Consider the following 17668-nt stretch of genomic DNA (forward strand, 5'->3'; position numbering starts at 1 on the left):
AGCGCATTAGGGTGGCAGTTCTGCCCATGAAATGGAGTTCACCCGCATGCACATCGATTACCTGTGCGATCACCCCGAATTGATCGAAGAACTGGCCACGCTCAACTTCGAGGAGTGGGGCGAGTTTCGTCCCGGACAAACCGTCGAGGACCGTATCGAACACATGCGCGAGTCTTGCGGCAAAGGTGCGGTGCCGAGTGTTGTGGTAGCGCTAGAGGGTTCGCGACTGCTGGGCGGCGCGCTGCTGATCGAAAGTGATCTGAAGCTACGCCCGAATCTGACGCCATGGCTGGCGGGGGTTTACGTCAAGGCTGAGGAACGCGGTCGCGGAATTGCTTCGCAACTGGTCATTCGAGTGGTTGCAGAAGCGGCGGCGCTGGGCGTGCCCGAGTTGTATCTGTATACCGACACGTCGCAGTCGCTGTATGCGCGACTGGGTTGGGTGGTGGTTGAAGAGCTGGTGTACGAAGACTTGCCGGTGACGGTGATGAAATACACCACTCAGAACGCGAGTTTGTAACCGATCAGCACCAGCATCGTCGCCAGGCACGGGCGCAAGACTTCATCGGAGATGCGCCCGGTCAGGTGGCTGCCGAGCCAGATGCCCGGCAACGAGCCGACCAGCAAGAAGCCCAGCACACCCCAATCCATATTGCCCATGCTCGCGTGGCCAAGGCCTGCAACCAGGGTCAGCGGCACGGCGTGAGCGATTTCAGTGCCGACCAGACGGCGGGTCGGCAGCAGCGGATAGAGGATGAACAGCGCAACGGTGCCCAGGGCGCCTGCGCCGATTGAAGTCAGGGCAACCATGGTGCCGAGGATCAGACCAGTGATCACGGTCATCACGTTCAACCGCGAACCGCTCGGGTTGTAGTTGCCACCGGCGCGTTTGTGGGCGAATTCGAGCAAGCGTTTCTTGAAGAAGATCGCCAGCGCCGTGGCGAACAGGACGAAGCCGAGCGCCTGTTTGATGATGGCGTTCATCGCGTCCGGCGCGGTGTGCAACGTGCTGAGGAACCACAAGGTCATCGCTACCGCCGGCACGCTGCCGAGGGTCAGCCAGCCGGTGATGGCCCAGTCGATGTTTTTGTTTTTGCGATGAACGAGGACGCCACTGGATTTGGTAATGGCGGCGTACAGCAGGTCAGTGCCCACCGCCGTTGCCGGGTTGATGCCGAACCACAGCAGGATCGGCGTCATCAACGAACCACCGCCGACACCGGTCATGCCGACAATAAACCCCACCACCAGCCCGGCAATCACCAGGCCGAAATTCGCCAATTCCATTAACACGTCCAGAAAAACGACAGGAAAAATCTGGCCCGCAGCATAGCGATTTTTCTTATAACCACATATATCGATGCGGTCTATCGTTATGCCATATCGAACTCACTGTGGGAGCGAGCCTGCTCGCGAATACGTTGTGTCAGTCGGCACATGAGTTGAATGATCCACCGCATTCGCGAGCAAGCTCGCTCCCACAGGGTGTAGCGGTGGTTTCCAGAGTTAATGCACTCGCCGGCCCGGTTTGAAGCTATGGGTCTTGTTGATCCACACCGTGGCCAGCGCGATCAGCGACAGAATCAGCAGCGCCCACGGAAACGACATCGCCCCGGCCCGGTCCAGCAACAAGCCACCAAACAACCCGCCCCCGGCAATCGCTACGTTCCACGAGGTGGTGAGCATCGCCTGCACCACGTCGACGTGATCACCGGCCGAGTCCGCCGCCGAGGTCAGCAGCAACGTGGCCGAGCCGCCAAACGACAATCCCCACACCGCCATGCAGGCATAAATGACCAGCGGTGAAGGCGCAGCCAGCGCCAACACCAATGCCGTCAGCGCAAACACCGCGAGGCTGATCAGCGTTAGCCAGCGCAACCAGCGATCCACCAGCATGCCGATGATCCAGATCCCCACCAGCGAGCACAGGCCAAATACCAGCAGCACCAGATCGACCCGGTCAGCCAGCCCCGCCTGCATCAGAAACGGTGAAATGTAGGTGTAGAGAATGTTGTGCCCGAGCATCCACGTCAGCACCACGAACAACACCGGCCGCACACCCGGCAAGCGCAGCGATTCGAGCAGCGGCAGACGCTCATCACTGGTCCGCCCCGGACGATCCGGCACGGCGATGACAATCCACGCCGCTAACACCAGGGCCAGCGCCGACATGATCCCGAACGAAGCACGCCAGCCGATCAGATTGCCCAGCCACGTCCCTGCCGGCGTGCCCAGTGACAGCGCCACCGGCGTGCCGAGCATGGCAATCGCCAGCGCCCGCCCCTGTTGATGCACCGGCACGATGCCGCGCGCATAACCGGCCATGATCCCCCACGACAACCCCGCCGCCATCCCGGCGAGGAAGCGCGAGGCCAGGGTCAGGCCGTAATGACTGGAGAATGTGGTGACAGTGTTGAATAGCAGAAACCCGCCGACCGTCATCAATAACACCCGGCGCCGAGGCCAGCCACGCGTGGCGACGGTCAGCGGAATCGCCGCGACAATCGAACCCAGCGCATACAGCGTCACCAGTTGCCCGGCGAGTACTTCACTGACGTTGAGCCCGGCGCCGATTTGCGGCAGCAACCCGGCGGGCAGGGTTTCGGTAAGGATGGCGATGAAACCGGTCATGGCGAACGCCAGCAACGCGGCATAGGGCAGTTTGTCCGCACGGGCGGTGCGGTCGACGCGGCTGAAATCGGCGCTTGCAGGGTCGGTCATGACGGGTGCGGCTCCATTTTTATCAATAGCGGAGACGGATTGTATACAAAAACAACCTCCACTATTGAGTCAATGTGGGAGTGAGCTTGCTCGCGAATGCGGTCTCTCAGGCGTGGAAGTGTTGATTGATCTACCGCTTTCGCGAGCAAGCTCGCTCCCACATTTGATCTCTGCACGGCCACAGGTTTTCGTGGAACTCACTGCACCGGCAAGAAATTCAGGAACAGCAAACTCTGCGCGTAGTTAAGGCCGATCCGCCGGTAGCGCTCATCAAGCATCTGCGTGATCAGGTCCAGTCGCGCAACGATTTTGCCGAACTCGGTGGCGAAGCTCAGGTTGCTGCCCTCCTCCGAGATCTCATTGGAAAACAGCAGCGGCTGACCTTCCTTGTTCTGTCGCTGGGACAAAATCCACGTGGCTTTTTCGATATTGCGTGCAGCGTTGTGAACGAACGTCGGGTTGATCGCGTCCGTCATGTAGAACTCGGTGCGATGGCCATGGGCGGTGACCAGCATGCTGCCGATGGCATAGATGAACGCGCCGACGCGGTCACCGAGAAACTCCGGACTCATCGCATAGCTCAGCGCCGCCAGATCCTTGCGACCACCCAGCACCGGCAGCGGCTGTTGCTGCTCTACGGCCATCCGCACCTGCTTCACAGCGGCATGGATGTTGAGAAACCCTGACTTGCGCAGCTCGTCCGGGTTGCGCAGGTACAGCTTGGCTTGCAAGCGATAGAGACTGCTGAGGTTGTCGCGCATCGCCAGCGTGGCCATGCGGTCGACGCTGGTCTGCAGGAACTCCTGCGGCTTCCCTTCACGCATCTGATTGAAGAAGCCGTTACCGTCCTGGTGGCTGCAACCGCTGAACAGCAGCGACGACAGACACGTCAGCAACAGGCACGGGCGGCGGAAAAAAGCAGTGATCAGGGCAAAAGCTCTCGGCATGAAGTCTCGAACAGGCACATTCCTGTGCGGCGGGAGTCACCGCATCCTGGCCATGGATAGAGCCGCCGATTGCGAAAAAGTGCAGTGGTGCGCACGACCAGCCGACCTTCGGCAATGCCTGCCTAACCAATTAGTCTGTCTTTATTGTTGAAATAAACGATTAATCAACTATAAATCTTGATTGCAAATACAAATAGCATGACTAGTTACCCTGTAGGAGCTGCCGCAGGCTCGGGCCGCGTTCGGACGATCTTTTGACCTTGCCTTTGAAAACCAAAATCAAAAGATCGCAGCCTGCGGCAGCTCCTACACGGCATCGGCGCCATTTTGAAAACAACAACAAAAAGGAAGGTCAACCATGCTTCAATCCCGTCACCTGCTCTCCGGCCTCGGACTGTCCCTGATGATCGCCACCCTTTCCGCCAACGCGGCCGGCCTCAGCGCCGAACACAAAGCCTTCGGTAAAACCAATGACGGCACACCCGTCGAGCAATACATCTTGCGCAACAGCCACGGCATGCAAGCCACCGTCATCACCTACGGCGCGACCCTGCAATCACTGAAAGTGGCGGACAAGCACGGCAAGTTCGACGACGTTGTGCTCGGCTTCGACGATGTGCAGGGTTACCAGAAAGGCACCGCCTACTTCGGCGCAACCATCGGCCGCTTCGGCAATCGCCTCGCCGAAGGTGCGTTCGAACTCGACGGCAAGCGCTATCAAGTGCCGCAGAACGACAAGACCAACGCGCTGCACGGCGGCCCGCAGGGCTTCGACAAGAAAGTCTGGAAGGCACAGGAAACCAAGGACAAGGACTCAGTCGGCGTGACCCTGACTTATCTGTCGGCGGACGGCGAAATGGGCTTCCCCGGCAACCTCACCACCGAAGTGACCTATCGCCTCACCGACAACAACGAACTGCGCATCGACTACAAGGCCAGCACCGACAAACCGACGGTGCTCAACCTGACCAACCACAGCTACTTCAACCTCGCCGGCGCCGGCAATGGCGACATCCTCAAACAGGTCGCGACCCTGCACGCCAGCCATTACACCCCGGTCACCGCCAAACTGATCCCGACCGGCGAACTGGCACCCGTGGCCGGCACGCCGATGGACTTCAGCAAACCGACCGCAATCGGCACGCACATCAAGGCGGATCATCCGCAGTTGAAATTTGCCGAGCCGAAACAGGGTGGGTTTGATTTCAACTGGGCGCTGGATACCAAGGGTGACATCGGCAAAGTTGCGACTGAAGTGAGTGATCCGCAGTCCGGTCGTGTGCTGCAGTTGTTCACCACGGAGCCGGGCGTGCAGTTCTATACCAGCAACTTCCTCGACGGCACGGTCAAGGGCAAGGGTGGCAAGGTCTATCCGCACTGGGGCGCGTTTACCCTGGAGACTCAGCATTATCCGGATTCACCGAATCAGCCTAATTTCCCGAGTACACGCCTTGATCCGGGGCAGACTTATAGCCACAGCGTGGTGTTGAAGTTCTCCGCAAAATAACTCGCCCGTGCACCTGATCGTTCCCACGCGCAGCAAAGGCATGAAGCCCGGGACGCTCTGCGTCCCTTGAGGCATTCCATTGCTGCGCCTGGGAACGATCAATCACCAAGGAGATTACAGACCCACACGCTCCAATCCCTGGCGAATGCCTTGATCCGCCTGCTCGCACCACTGCTTCATCGTCAGACTCGGCGGCAGATTGGCCTCCTCTTGAACGTTACTCTGCGGTGCGGGTTACTCTTGCGGCGGCCTGCTCAAATGCATGCCCGAAATCGCCAATCCTATTGACCATTTCGAAAAACCAATCAAAAGACTCCTGCACGAAATCCTCATCAGAGACTCTGTCGGGATACATCACGCAAAATAAGGCTCTGACTGCAGCGTCTTCATTGTCTTCAATCTCTACATCACGCCCTTTCGCTTCCAGAAAATCCCAACATTTAATTCTGGCAGCATTCAATTCGTGCTCGTTCTCTGCACCCTCAAACCAGTATCTGTGCGCGACTGCAAACGCGTCTCTCACAATAGTGGACACTGGTTCGTCTTGAAGAACCATGCCGATGCCCGCGCACAAGAACTTCATCACGTCCCGAGACGCTTCAGCTTCATCCTTACCGTTGGTTAAGCGATTTGAAAAATCAACAATTTGCTCATGACTAACCATGGTGAGCTCCAAGCATTGTGAGTACGGGCATTATTGCCTACCCCTTGTAAACAGAGAAGGGCAAACTAACCATTTTCACTTCTAGCCTTCATAGATAATTAGAGAGAACCTCGATTGATTATCTCTAAAAATAGGCCTCTCCTGATTACTCTTCCTTCCTTTGCAATCAGCGACAAACTCTGCCTCACAACTCCATCGCACTACTCGGCCCTTTGCAATCTTAAATTTATTTAAATTCAAAATATTCAATCATTGTCCTGAGCGGTGTCGTCATATCCACTTTCAAGAATCCCAACGCCTCAAAAAACCACGAAAGATTGTCTCCCATTATAAATTTCGGCCAGCTTCATTTAAGGAATACTCATCCGGGATAGTTCAACCACTCCATGTCTGATCGAAATCTTCGATAGGCGCCCGGTCGCTATGTCGTATTGATACCGAGTCCGGATGGCCATTCATTACCGTGCTAGACGTTGAACTTTGGGTAATATCTCTCAAAGATTCAAAAAACTCGGTCTGTTCACGAACAATTCAAGCTTTCGAATCAAGCGATTAAAAGCACTCGAGCCGCCTTTGAATCCGGCACCATTTATCATCGATTTGTGATCACAAAACTCGTACGCGTCATGTACTGCTTTCTTTGCCAAGTCACCGAAACGCTCATTATCAAAATCGCACTCTACTGTTGAGATCACATAAGAACTTCGCGAGGACCACCGATTAAATCTTATTACGATTTTTTCGTCGAAAATCAATGCCCCCTCGCTTTGATCTTCAGACAAAAATAATGCAATCCCACGCTGATCTACAGACCTGGCAGCAGACGCAAATGGTTGACTTCTTAAAAGCGAGGTCAGCCTTACTCCATTCGCAACGCCAAGCCCTCCCCCTAAACTCTCCTCTGCAAAAAAATACTGCTTAAACACAACTGTTATTTTTCGGCGAAAATAAGGAACGTCGTATGCTTTCTCAAAAAAATGAAAATCACCAAGGTCACCGACGAGCTCAAAATCGGCTTTTATAAATTCTGCCTTGGAAAAGCTGTTCAATCCAAAAATGCCTGGCTGAAGACTACCCGCCCCAGCGATGAACAGTTCAATCAGCTTATGGAAATCAGTAGAAATCATATATTCCCTTATTTACGCGCTACAGGGTTCGTACCCGCGGCATGGTGTCCACTCAGAATGGTACCCACCTGTTTCAGTTCGGGCACACGTGCAGAGTTTGGATTTGCATCGACGCCAGCCTGCGCGGCTTTATTCAGCCGATCCACATTGCTCGGTTTGTCGAGGTATCGTAGAACACATTCACATGCCTTACCCCATTGGGAGTTGGGCATCGCTCGCGTTGCCTTGTCGGCCGGTTCAAGCACCACATGGGTTCCTTCAGCGTTCGGTTTTAGAGCGATGTGACCACCGGCTGGAGGCAAACCAGCCCCATTCACGTTAACGTGAACACCTCGCGCCAGCACGTCTTGTCCGGCAGTATTCGCCCCTATTTTATGGCCTGCGAGACCTAGAGGGTCGATGAGCAGAACGGGGTTATCCCCGTAAAAATACAGATTCAGCCCACCCGCATAGCTAATGGGATCCTGGCTGATAAAGCGACCTACACCTGGATCGTAATATCTATGCCGATTGTAATGCAGACCCGTTTCATGATCATGGTACTGCCCTTGGAATCGAATAGGGTTAGCAATGCCCTGCTGCCTCGCCCATTCCGACCATTGCTCTCTGATCTCTCCCCAAGCCCTGTACTGGGCACGCCATACGAGCTCGCCGTGCTGATCGGTCAGCTCTTGAGGCGTGCCAAGGTGGTCGCACTGGTACCACGCCAGCACATCAATGGATGGCGATACTGCTGAGTGATTCCAAAGCGGATCCTCCTCCACACTATAGTCATCGCCATAGCTGGGTAGCCCCATCAGATTGATGGAATGATTCGACATAGCCTGCGCCACCGGAATGAATGTTCCCGGCTCAAACACATAGTGAATCGTGCGCCCCGCCTCGCCATGTTGCTGTGCAGCACGACTTTCCCAAGCGAGGTTATCGCCATCCCAACCGTACAACGTGAATCCACACCCATGCTCGCGCTGCAAACGTGCGTGCTCAGCGCTATTCCACAGTGAGCCTGCTGCAGGTCGCTGCTTGTAATGCACACTTGAGTTTTTCAGTAGTCGCCGCCCGAGTGCATCGTAGGCATATTCCACCGACAGTCTGGCGTCCTCAAAATGCACCAACCGATCAAACAGATCCCAACGCATTTGGCTGAAAGCACCATCCCGCCAGCGTTTTATCTGATTACCGCGCTCGTCGTATTCGTAATGAGTACCAGCGTATTCACGCAGCAAGTTATCGACGCGCTTGCTGCGTGCTGGGGTCAGCTCCAGTGGCCGTCGGCTCTCAGCTGTTTTCTCATCTAGCAGGTTACCCGCTGGGTCGAAGTCGAACGTCTCGACACCCAAACGACTGACCGCACTCAGTAACCTGTTGACCGGGTCATAACGGTAAGACAGTTGGCCACGACGCGTGTCGTTGATTTCGCTCAGTTGTCCGGCTGAGTCGTAGGCGTACTCACGCTTGAGCACAACCGAATTGTCATCGCTGCGCCCCAGCACTTGCTCCTGCAACCGCCCGGCCGGATCCCATTTCTGAGTTTGTATTAAACGGTTGCCTTGATGCCGAGCCACCTCGCGGTGCATGTCATCGCGCTCGTATCCAAGCAGCTCGTGCTCGTTAAAACGCAGTGCCAAGAGATGGCCGCTGCCGTAGGCCAACCAACTGACACGATGCCCGTCAGGGCGAATCGTAGCGACGCGCTGATTGAGCACGTCATATTCATGTTGCCAGACAGCAACGAGTGGTTTTTCCAAGCCGAGATAATGTTGATGCTCACGCACCATGTTGCCGGCAGGATCGTAGAACCACTGCACACGACTATCGGCGTTGCTTGCAAGGATCATCTTACCCCTGCCGTCATAAGCGTAATGTTCCGTCTGAGACTGATCACCAAGGGTGGCCAGTCGCTCCGTCACACGTCCCATTTCGTCGTACGCAAGCGTTACAACTCGCTCACCGGTCGCGATCTTCGATAGGCGCCCGGTCGCTATGTCGTATTGATAGCGAGTCAGGCGACCATCAAATCCTGTCTCAGTCAATAAACGTCCAACTGGGTCATAGAGAAATTGTGCTGAGCGCTCATTCTGGTTTTCTAACGCTTGCAAGCGGCCCAGGCGATCCCAGCGATAACGCAAAGTCTGTTCGGCAGCATCCACCCGTTCAGCGATGAAACCCGCCGCCGTATAGCTCCAGGTCGTACAGCGATCCAATCCATCGACATGCGCCAACAGCCGACCTTCTGCATCGTGCTCGAAGCGCTCTTGCGTTTTGTCAGGGTGCTTGATCAGCGCCACTTGTCCAGATTTGTATTCATACTCGGTGCTCTGCCCAGCAGCATCGGTTGCACAGATCATCAGCCCCCGACCGTCATACTCCCATGCAGTAGTCTTGCCCGAGCAATCAACGTATTTAAGCAACTGGCCGGCATCGTTGTACTCAAGCGTTTTCTCGTTGCCGTTGGCATCCTTGATCGCAATCGGCAAACCTTTCTTGTCATAGGCGTACTCGGTTTTGTTACCGAGGGGATCGACCGTTTCAGTCAAATTGCCAACGTCGTCGTAAGCTCTAAGCCAAAGTCCACCCTCTGCATCCATGATTTTTATCAGTTGATCCTGATCGTCGTAAGCGAAGTGCACCACGCTGTTATCGGCACGAATATGCTCAAGTCGATTACTGCGTTCGTCGTAGCTGTAGCGATCTGTCGTGCCGTCAGGATGAATATGCCGCACAACGTTTTTGGCCTCATCACGGAACAGCCATTGCGAAAGGCCGTCCGCATGACGTATGCGATAGGTGTATCCCAGGCAGTCGTAGTAATGCCATGTCTCATTGCCATGAGCATCGGTGACATAGGTCAGACGAATGTTTTCGTCCCATTCCAGACGAGTATCAAAGCTCCCGTCATCTGCCCATTCACGCACGGCTTTGGCATCGGCGCCCGTGCCCTGCCATTGCAGGTTCATACCACGACCGCTCCGGTCGGTGTAGCGAATAATCAGGTGGTACTCGTACTGGTACGACCAAGCGGCGCCATTTTCATCCTGCGCCTGAACCAGGTCACCCTGCCCGTCAAATTCATAAGCACACAGCTGACGCTGTGGGACACCATCACAGATCTCCCACAGCCCAATCAACCTGCCATAGCCATCAACCATGGTGCCGATGTGGCGGTGAACCTTGGTGATGTCATGTTCCTGATAGGTGATCAGGTCCGACAAGACCGGCACATCGCCGTGGCGATGCTCATGATGCAACATGATTCCGGCGCCATTGCGTAACTCGACACTGACCAGCATGTAACTGCGCCCATGACGGCTGTAGGTTTCCTTGCGCTCGAAACCACGGCATAGGAGTAACCGACCCTCGCTAACGTGCAGGAGGGTAATGTTCTCTATCGCGTCGTAATGGAATTGGCCGATCTTGGGTAGCGGATAGGTATGACTTCGACCGTCTGCATCGTGGAACACCAGGCCTTCGTCCTGCTCATCGATGCGCGTCGTAAACGATGTGATCCAGCGCGCTCCCAAGATGCCCGAATCATAGGCGCCAAGGTCTGAGCAGTACGTGCGTGTCCAATCAATGGGAAATGCGCCGGGCAGGCTGAAATCCGAGTGATCAAACGTCTCTGTACCCATGGCAAAGTTGATGCGCTTACAGGTCGCAGGACACACTTCGTTTTTCTCGTCATTGGGGCGCGACTTCGGCTTTGATTCACCCCGGCTGACTTCAACCTTGCCGTCGCTAGCAACGCGTCGGGACTGACTGGTCATGCCTGGTTTGACGTTGCCGCCCTGCCCGTGTGCATTGCGCATACGCCACGCTGCAACGGCGCTGGCCAGCACTACCAACAGCGCGCCAATCGAGCTTTGAACGGCCGGGTCACTCAACTTGTTCAACTGCGTACGCAACTCAGGTCCCATCGCGCGCAGCGATTTCGTATGAACAAGAACTTTCTTCTTCGCTTGCTCTGGCAGGAGATGCTCGGCCGCACTGTTGGCAACACCTTTGCCGGCCGCTGTGTAAACGTTCGCCGCGGCGCCGAAAATGTTGCTAATTGCGCTCAAAGGATCATGGAGCAACTGGCTGCTGGCAGCACTTGCCATCTGCTGTGCGGCTTTCAAATTACCTTTGGCGTCGAGTTGTCCGTTTACAACTCTCTCTAAGCCGATGGCAATTTCGTTGAGAATTTTCTCGCCCAGTTCTCCTGCATCATTGAGCAACTCTTTGAGTTTGGCTTGTGCCTGCTTAACGAAATCATCGATCACGCCCACGATGTCAGCGTTCAGATGACCAACCACCACGTTGATCAACGCATCACCCAAGACCAGCTTTCCGACCTTGGCGACTTCCTGTCGAACAAGGAACAGCGTCGGTCGCAAGCTCATGCGCGCGGCGGCCATGTTCGGCGGCATGGGCAAAACACCGATCAGGTTGATCCCCAAGCTGACCCAATTTAGAGGGTCTTGTCTCGGACTGTTGGAAAGCGTTACGACATCATTCAGCGCATCGACCAATGCCATGATGTTGCCGACAACAGGTAGAGCCCCTGCCACCGTTTTAATGCGCTCCAAGGTGACAAGATCACCACTGATCTCTCGCAACCAGGCATCGAATTGAGCCGCACTGCGCCCGACGTCTTCGACCATGATCAAATTCAGGGGAACAACGGCGACTTGGGGTTCACGTTTGGTTGCGACAGCGGTATTGGTCGTCATGGGAGCGTCTTCAGCGAGCAGGCTTGGAAATTCGGAATGTCACGAGACCTATCGCCTTTGAGGAGCCGACAGAAAGTCGCCTCTCGTTAGCAATTGAGCCCGGGTCTAGTTAGGTGGATCAGCTGATCACTGCGCCCTTCGGACCGCTCGCAATGAGCGCAGCTCCGCAAGTGATCTGGTCAAACGATACTGGACAAAGTTATAGGGTTTAGGTCATTTCTCATGCTGCCAAGGCTTCCATTGCTACCGGAGTCCGATATCCGTTGTAACTGTGCAGCCTGATCCGATTGTAATAATGGGTCAGGTAGCGCAACACATCGGTACTGGCCTCATCTTCGTTTCGGTAGCCAGCCTTGGGTATCCATTCAGATTTCAAACTGCCAAAGAAACGCTCCATCGGGGCGTTATCCCAGCAGTTTCCTCGTCGACTCATGCTTTGTTTTATGCGCATGTCCGCCAGCGTTTCACGAAACATTTTACTGCTGTAATGACAGCCCTGATCCGAATGGAACATTAGGTTTTCAGGGCGTCCTCGCGACTCGAAAGCCATCTTTAACGCTCGACAGGTCAGAGCTGAATCCGGACTTCTGGACATCGCCCAGCCGACGATGCGGCGGGCATGCAGATCAAGTACAGCAGCCAGATAAACCCAGTAAGTACCGGCCCAAATGTAAGTCACGTCGCCACACCACACTCGATTGGGGGCCTCGACATTGAATTTACGCTCCAGATGATTGGGGGCGTATTGAGCCTCCGCGCCGCTAGGTTTGTAACGATGCCTGCGCCGTTGCTGGCTCTTCAAACCGAGCTCGCGCATCAGGCTACGAGCCATGTAACGACCTACCGACTCTTTTTCGTTACACAGCGCTTTTGACAGGCTGCGCGCGCCCATTGAGCCGCGACTTTGCTCATGTAATTCAGCAGCCTTGATCTTTAGGCGATCGCGCTCGACATCCACTTTCGCCCGCTGTTTCAGACGCTCGTAATAACTGCTGCGGCTGATTCCAAATACGACGCACAACTCGGATCTTGGATATTGCTCGCTTAACTCCTCGACCAGCCTTACCGATCGAGGGAATCCGACATCAAGAGAGCTGTAGCCTTTTTTAAAATTTCCTTTTCGCGCTCAATCCGTCGGATTGTTGTTTCCAGCTCCTGAATGCGTTGTTGGTCAACGGTCATGGCCTTGGACTTCTCAGGCGTCTTGCCGCTGCGCTCCGCACGCAGTTGCTCAACCCAGCGGCGCAGAGCTGTAGGGCCCACGCCCATTGCTTCACAGGCTTCGCTCACCGAATAGTCTTTATCCAAAACCAGGCAAGCCGCGTCCCGTTTGAAATCTGTCGAAAAATAGCGTCTGGTCAAATCACACCTCGTCGTTGGGCGTAGATTACCGCCCTTTAGGGGTGTCCAGAATCATTAAGCCAGATCAAAGCGGTTTTCATGCCGTCCAGAGCGATAGGCGTGCCATCAACGGTGTAGGTGCTGCTGCCTTCAGCAATAGGGAAAACCCCCTTGCAAAGTGGACAGCTCACCTTGTGACCGACACCTGCAATGGGCTTGCCGTTGAGGTCGGTTCGAGAGAATGCTTCGAGCACCTTGCCACCGTGAGTGGTGGCGTCGCCCAAACGGATTACATCTTTCATGGTGTCACTCCTTTGACTAAATCTTGGTTACATGTCGGCCGTCGAACAATGAAAACAGGTTGGCCATCGCTGAACCTCTTAACACTTACTCGGCTTTCCAAACATCTTCATACCCTGAGTCATCGATGATGAATTTGGCCCCGACCGGTAGGCATAAATAATTCAACACCTGGGGCAACGTTTCGATGACATGGCTGATGTGAACCGGTTTATAGAAATCGTCCGCTTCCGAGTATTCACCGCAATGTATGAACCAGCTGACATTGCATCCCTCGGATATCTGCACTCGAGTGCCGTAGATCGGTGATTGACCTACTGACTCTGTGGCCAAGGCCACGATCGGTTCAGGTACCTGCGCAGGCATTCCGAACTTATCGCAGACCTCTTTCTGAGAGGCGTTGGGAAAAATCGCATCAACCTTCGGCATTTTGATCCACGATTTCTCACTCATGACTTGAATATCCGAGATAGCACACCGTGCCCAACGTCGATCGACCAAGCACCCACCGACTTCACACATCGGTCCGCGGGTCCATGGTCGATCGAGTACCGTTGACTGAAAGCTCACTCTCCCAAGCGTTGAAAGCAGCCAACCAGAACTCCCCTCGAACCAGTCAGCTCTGCAGCCACCAATTCAGAAGCGTTTCATCATCTTCGTCATCAATATTTTTATAGATATTGGCGTAATACCATTCGAGCCCCGTTTTCTCGCGAAACCGATCAAAAAACTCATTGATTTTGTCCATGCCGTTGCTTGAAGGCACAGCCAACGAGAGATTGCCTTCGAAAACACCATCAAGCGTTCCACCCAGCTCACGGCCAACATCAGTTTCGAGTTGTGCAATGACCTCCTCGGGAATGTAGTCAGCGTAGATATGAATACAAAAATTCCCTCCGCGCGTCAGGACTTCGGCGTGGGTGTTTTTGTTCTTGATCGAGATGACGTCGCCTCGAGCCAAATTCAACGCAAGACCAGGTGAAGACAGCAGCTCATAAGTATCCGCCCCCATCGCAATAGCAGGGAGTTCCTCGAATACAGGGCTATCGTCATTCGATACAAACACCTGAATCAGAACAGGCAATTCTTTATCGTCCATATGGCGCTCCACAACTTCCACGTTCGACACACGACATGCCTTCTTTCACATAACCGCTATTTCCCGCACTCAGGTTACACGATGCGCCCTCAAGATCTACGTTGACATCAGCCAGGTTGCCGCCATTTGAGGTGGCCACATTTTTATGCCCCAAGTGCATGTCATCAGGATTATTAGAGGTATGCCCACACCGCCAGCACTTGTAAACGCCCACCGGCTTACTTTTATCGATGAGTTTTTTGCGACATGCCGCCTGCCCTTTTCGACTGCCTCCGCCGACTTTACTCGCAGCAATATCTTGAGGCGAGGCTCCAGCGCCGTCTTTCAGCGCGCGCTTAGATGGCGGTTTCTTCACCAACCCTAAAGGGTCTACCCATTGGGTTGGGTTAGGCGCGTATTGATGAAGGTTTATGCCACCCATCAGACCTATCGGGTCTTTAGAGATGAAGCGACCTACTTGAGGGTCGTAGTACCTGTATCGGTTGTAGTGCAAGCCTGTTTCATGATCATGGTACTGACCTTGGAAACGAATTGGATTGCTCAGCCCCTGCTGTACTGCTGAGGCTGATGTGTGTTCTTTTACTTGGCCCCAAGCCTTGTACTGAGCGCTCCAGGCGACCTGACCATCCTGATCAGTTAGCTCTAACGGTGTGCCTAAATGGTCACACTGATACCAGGCCAAGACATCAAACGGTTGTGCTTTAGGAGCGTGGCTCCAAAGCGGGTCATCTTCAAGATTCTCGCCAGCGACATATTCAGGCTGATTTAACAGATCAATCGAGGCGTGCCTGATCGCTTGAGCCACCGGAACAAACGTGCCGGGTTCATAAACGTAATGGACTGTGCGCCCAGTCCCCCCATCGACAGGCGCAGGACTGCTTTCCCAAGAGAAATTATCTCCGTCCCAACCGTACAAAGTCAGGCCACAGCCAAGCAAACGCTGAACACGCCCCTGCTCATTTTTATTCCAGTGGGAACCTGCCTCAGGACGATTTGTATAATGGGCGGTTGAATGCTTATACAGCCGGCGACCCAAGGCGTCGTAGGCATATTTGACCGAGAGACGATCATCCTCGAAATGAACCAACCTATCGAACAGGTCCCATTGCAATCGACTGCGTTGACCATTCTGCCAACGCAGCGTCTGATTGCCACGATCGTCGTACTCGTAATGGGTGCCGACGTATTCACGTAGAAGATTGTCTACCAACCGGCTACGTATTGGGGCCTGATCAAGAGGCCGGCGTACTTCTGTCACCTTTTCATCGAGCAGGTTACTGGCAGGATCGAAAGCGAATTTTTCAACCCCGAGCCGGCTTGCTGCACTGATCAGCCGTCCTACTGGATCGTAACGATAGGTCAGCGGTCCGCGACGCGTGTCGTTTAGCTCGGTCAACTGGCCGACCGCATCGTATTTGTATTCGCGCTTCAGCAAAGTGGAGTTGTCATCACTTCGGCTTAGCAATTGCTCCTGCAGGCGACCTGCCGGGTCCCACTTTTGAGTCTGGCGCAACCGATTGCCTTGATGACGAACGACCTCACGATGTAAATCATCTCGTTCATAACCGACCAACTCGTGATCATCCAGTTTTAACGCAAGCAAATGCCCACTGCCGTACGTCAACCAGCTCACCCGGTGACCATCCGGGCGGGTCGTAGCGACACACTGGTTGAGGGGGTCGTACTCATGCCTCCAGATTGCTACGAGCGGTGCATCCAGACTCTGATAATGCTGATGCTCTTTGATCAGATTACCGGCCAAATCATAGAACCACAGCAATCGGCTTTGGTCATTCGTGGCCAAAACCATGTTGCCGTTACCGTCATACGCAAAGGATTCACTCTGAGACGTATTGCCCAAGCTCGCGTGGCGTTCGACAAGCCGTCCCATGGGGTCGAACGACATCGAAATGACGCGCTCACCGCTGATGGCTCTCGCCAAACGTCCGCTCTCAGAATCGTACTGATAGCGCGTAGCAACGCCATCGAATCCTTTTTCCTCAAGCAACCTTCCGACAGGATCATAGTTAAATTGGGTGCGCTGCTCGTTTTCGTTTTCCAGCGCTATAAGACGGCCTAGCCGGTCCCAACGGTAACGAAGCGTTAAGTGCGCAACTTTTTGCGCAGTGGTGTGCAAGAAGTTGCGAACTTGGCTGGAGGCCACGAGCTACGAGGCCTGTAGAGACTTATCCGGGTCAAAACAGGCAAGGCACTGCGCAACTTCTTGCGCACTTGTACGTGGGTGGATAAAGAAAGAGCGCCAGATCAAAAGATCGCAGCCTTCGGCAGCTCCTACATGGGAAACCGGTACCCATAAGGAAAGCGCTGCCGAAGGCCGCGATCTCTTTGCTTTTTGAACCCCTGAGCTATCCTGCTGCCCACTAAAAGGTATCGACACATTCAGCAAGGAGGTTTGCATGCGTACCCTCGAATTGGCCGGCGTCCAGGTTCCAGTCATCGGTCAGGGCACCTGGCGCATGGGTGAAGACCGCTCGGCGCACAAGCGTGAAGTGGCGGCGCTGCGCATGGGTATCGAGCTGGGCATGACCCTGATCGACAGCGCCGAAATGTACGCCGAGGGCGGTGCCGAAACCGTGGTCGGCGAAGCCATTGCCGGCCTGCGCGATCAGGTGTTTCTGGTGAGCAAGGTCTACCCGCACAACGCCAGCCGCAAAGGCATCCCGCAAGCTTGCGAGCGCAGCCTGCGGCGGCTCGACACCGACTACATCGACCTCTATCTGTTGCATTGGCGTGGCCAGTATCCGCTGGAAGAAACCGTCGAGGCCTTCGAGCGTCTGCGCGAGGAAGGCAAGATCGGTCGTTGGGGCGTGTCGAATTTCGATGTCGACGATCTCGAAGAACTCTCCAGTTCCGTCTGCGCGACCAATCAGGTGCTCTACAACCTCGAAGAGCGCGGCATCGAATTCGATCTGCTGCCGTGGTGCCAACATCAGCGCATGCCGCTGATGGCCTACTGTCCAATCGGCCAGGGCGGCGCGATGCTGGCTGAACCGCTGCTGAATGAGATTGCCGCTCGTCATGGTGTAACCCCGGCACAGGTTTCGCTGGCGTGGATTCTGCGTCAGGATGGTGTGATTGCGATTCCCAAGGCTGTGCGACCGGAACACGTGCAACTCAATGCACAAGCCGCGCAACTGCAACTGGAGGCCGGGGATCTGGCGGCGCTGGACCAGGTGTTTCAAGCGCCACAACGCAAGCAGCGGCTGGCCATGGTCTGAGCCAGCGGCTGGCG

General features: G+C 54.9%; 13 protein-coding genes and 1 pseudogene. 3 read left to right on the forward strand and 11 right to left on the reverse strand.

The genetic code is table 11. The features are described 5' to 3' along the window. Nucleotides 1-46: 46 nt before the first annotated feature. Complete coding sequence (locus tag ACRRSD_RS05205; protein WP_435037377.1) at nucleotides 47-520, forward strand: GNAT family N-acetyltransferase; 474 nt, start codon at nucleotides 47-49, stop codon at nucleotides 518-520. Here ACRRSD_RS05205 and ACRRSD_RS05210 read toward each other — a convergent pair. The 3 genes from ACRRSD_RS05210 to ACRRSD_RS05220 form a co-directional block, all read right to left on the reverse strand. Beyond that, nucleotides 502-1287: a sulfite exporter TauE/SafE family protein gene (locus tag ACRRSD_RS05210; protein ID WP_007918673.1), complete on the reverse strand. Its 786-nt coding sequence runs from the start codon at nucleotides 1285-1287 to the stop codon at nucleotides 502-504. The genes ACRRSD_RS05205 and ACRRSD_RS05210 overlap by 19 nt on opposite strands. A 219-nt stretch (nucleotides 1288-1506) precedes the next feature. Further along, nucleotides 1507-2721: an MFS transporter gene (locus ACRRSD_RS05215; RefSeq protein ID WP_435037378.1), complete on the reverse strand. Its 1215-nt coding sequence runs from the start codon at nucleotides 2719-2721 to the stop codon at nucleotides 1507-1509. A gap of 197 nt (nucleotides 2722-2918) precedes the next feature. Then, nucleotides 2919-3668 carry a hypothetical protein gene (locus tag ACRRSD_RS05220; protein ID WP_435037379.1) on the reverse strand — a complete coding sequence of 250 codons (750 nt, stop codon included), beginning with the start codon at nucleotides 3666-3668 and terminating at the stop codon, nucleotides 2919-2921. 358 nt (nucleotides 3669-4026) lie between these two features. Between ACRRSD_RS05220 and ACRRSD_RS05225 the strand changes: the two genes are divergently transcribed. Beyond that, nucleotides 4027-5175 carry an aldose epimerase family protein gene (locus ACRRSD_RS05225; protein ID WP_435037380.1) on the forward strand — a complete coding sequence of 383 codons (1149 nt, stop codon included), beginning with the start codon at nucleotides 4027-4029 and terminating at the stop codon, nucleotides 5173-5175. A gap of 217 nt (nucleotides 5176-5392) precedes the next feature. On the opposite strand, the gene ACRRSD_RS05230 is transcribed toward ACRRSD_RS05225, so the two are convergent. The 8 genes and pseudogenes from ACRRSD_RS05230 to ACRRSD_RS05265 all read right to left on the reverse strand — a co-directional run. Next, complete coding sequence (locus tag ACRRSD_RS05230; protein ID WP_435037381.1) at nucleotides 5393-5839, reverse strand: hypothetical protein; 447 nt, start codon at nucleotides 5837-5839, stop codon at nucleotides 5393-5395. Nucleotides 5840-6333: 494 nt separating this feature from the next. Continuing rightward, nucleotides 6334-6966 (reverse strand): hypothetical protein, encoded by a 633-nt coding sequence (locus tag ACRRSD_RS05235; protein WP_435037382.1) that lies wholly within the window; start codon nucleotides 6964-6966, stop codon nucleotides 6334-6336. A gap of 8 nt (nucleotides 6967-6974) precedes the next feature. After that, on the reverse strand, nucleotides 6975-11675 hold the full coding sequence (locus ACRRSD_RS05240) for an RHS repeat-associated core domain-containing protein (RefSeq protein ID WP_435037383.1): 4701 nt from the start codon (nucleotides 11673-11675) through the stop codon (nucleotides 6975-6977). Nucleotides 11676-11895: 220 nt separating this feature from the next. Next, nucleotides 11896-13037 (reverse strand): IS3 family transposase gene (locus ACRRSD_RS05245; RefSeq protein ID WP_435034309.1). Its coding sequence is split into 2 segments (ribosomal slippage): nucleotides 11896-12776 and nucleotides 12776-13037, totalling 1143 coding nucleotides; the frame shifts between segments, so codons are not numbered across the junction. 35 nt (nucleotides 13038-13072) lie between these two features. After that, complete coding sequence (locus ACRRSD_RS05250; protein WP_435037384.1) at nucleotides 13073-13318, reverse strand: PAAR domain-containing protein; 246 nt, start codon at nucleotides 13316-13318, stop codon at nucleotides 13073-13075. 85 nt (nucleotides 13319-13403) lie between these two features. Then, a complete protein-coding gene (locus ACRRSD_RS05255; protein ID WP_435037385.1) occupies nucleotides 13404-13769 on the reverse strand; it encodes an immunity protein Imm33 domain-containing protein in 366 nt (121 codons plus the stop codon). 163 nt (nucleotides 13770-13932) lie between these two features. Then, nucleotides 13933-14415, reverse strand: a complete 483-nt coding sequence (locus ACRRSD_RS05260) for a DUF4265 domain-containing protein (protein WP_435037386.1) — start codon at nucleotides 14413-14415, stop codon at nucleotides 13933-13935. After that, nucleotides 14405-16519, reverse strand: a pseudogene (locus tag ACRRSD_RS05265) (RHS repeat-associated core domain-containing protein); the annotation flags it as partial. The pseudogene ACRRSD_RS05265 and the gene ACRRSD_RS05260, both read right to left, overlap by 11 nt. A 313-nt stretch (nucleotides 16520-16832) precedes the next feature. Between ACRRSD_RS05265 and ACRRSD_RS05270 the strand changes: the two are divergent. Further along, nucleotides 16833-17654 (forward strand): aldo/keto reductase, encoded by an 822-nt coding sequence (locus ACRRSD_RS05270; RefSeq protein ID WP_435037387.1) that lies wholly within the window; start codon nucleotides 16833-16835, stop codon nucleotides 17652-17654. The last annotated feature ends 14 nt before the right edge of the window (nucleotides 17655-17668 follow it).

Origin of the sequence: Pseudomonas neuropathica, from assembly GCF_051174785.1 — a bacterium.
Taxonomy (GTDB): domain Bacteria; phylum Pseudomonadota; class Gammaproteobacteria; order Pseudomonadales; family Pseudomonadaceae; genus Aquipseudomonas; species Aquipseudomonas neuropathica_A.

Bases quoted from the DNA above. Each gene is read 5' to 3' on its own strand.
- ACRRSD_RS05220 (WP_435037379.1), bottom strand. From the start codon at position 3,668: ATGCCGAGAGCTTTTGCCCTGATCACTGCTTTTTTCCGCCGCCCGTGC.
- ACRRSD_RS05250 (WP_435037384.1), bottom strand. From the start codon at position 13,318: ATGAAAGATGTAATCCGTTTGGGCGACGCCACCACTCACGGTGGCAAG.
- ACRRSD_RS05240 (WP_435037383.1), bottom strand. From the start codon at position 11,675: ATGACGACCAATACCGCTGTCGCAACCAAACGTGAACCCCAAGTCGCC.
- ACRRSD_RS05255 (WP_435037385.1), bottom strand. From the start codon at position 13,769: ATGAGTGAGAAATCGTGGATCAAAATGCCGAAGGTTGATGCGATTTTT.
- ACRRSD_RS05215 (WP_435037378.1), bottom strand. From the start codon at position 2,721: ATGACCGACCCTGCAAGCGCCGATTTCAGCCGCGTCGACCGCACCGCC.
- ACRRSD_RS05210 (WP_007918673.1), bottom strand. From the start codon at position 1,287: ATGGAATTGGCGAATTTCGGCCTGGTGATTGCCGGGCTGGTGGTGGGG.
- ACRRSD_RS05230 (WP_435037381.1), bottom strand. From the start codon at position 5,839: ATGGTTAGTCATGAGCAAATTGTTGATTTTTCAAATCGCTTAACCAAC.
- ACRRSD_RS05270 (WP_435037387.1), top strand. From the start codon at position 16,833: ATGCGTACCCTCGAATTGGCCGGCGTCCAGGTTCCAGTCATCGGTCAG.
- ACRRSD_RS05205 (WP_435037377.1), top strand. From the start codon at position 47: ATGCACATCGATTACCTGTGCGATCACCCCGAATTGATCGAAGAACTG.
- ACRRSD_RS05260 (WP_435037386.1), bottom strand. From the start codon at position 14,415: ATGGACGATAAAGAATTGCCTGTTCTGATTCAGGTGTTTGTATCGAAT.
- ACRRSD_RS05225 (WP_435037380.1), top strand. From the start codon at position 4,027: ATGCTTCAATCCCGTCACCTGCTCTCCGGCCTCGGACTGTCCCTGATG.
- ACRRSD_RS05235 (WP_435037382.1), bottom strand. From the start codon at position 6,966: ATGATTTCTACTGATTTCCATAAGCTGATTGAACTGTTCATCGCTGGG.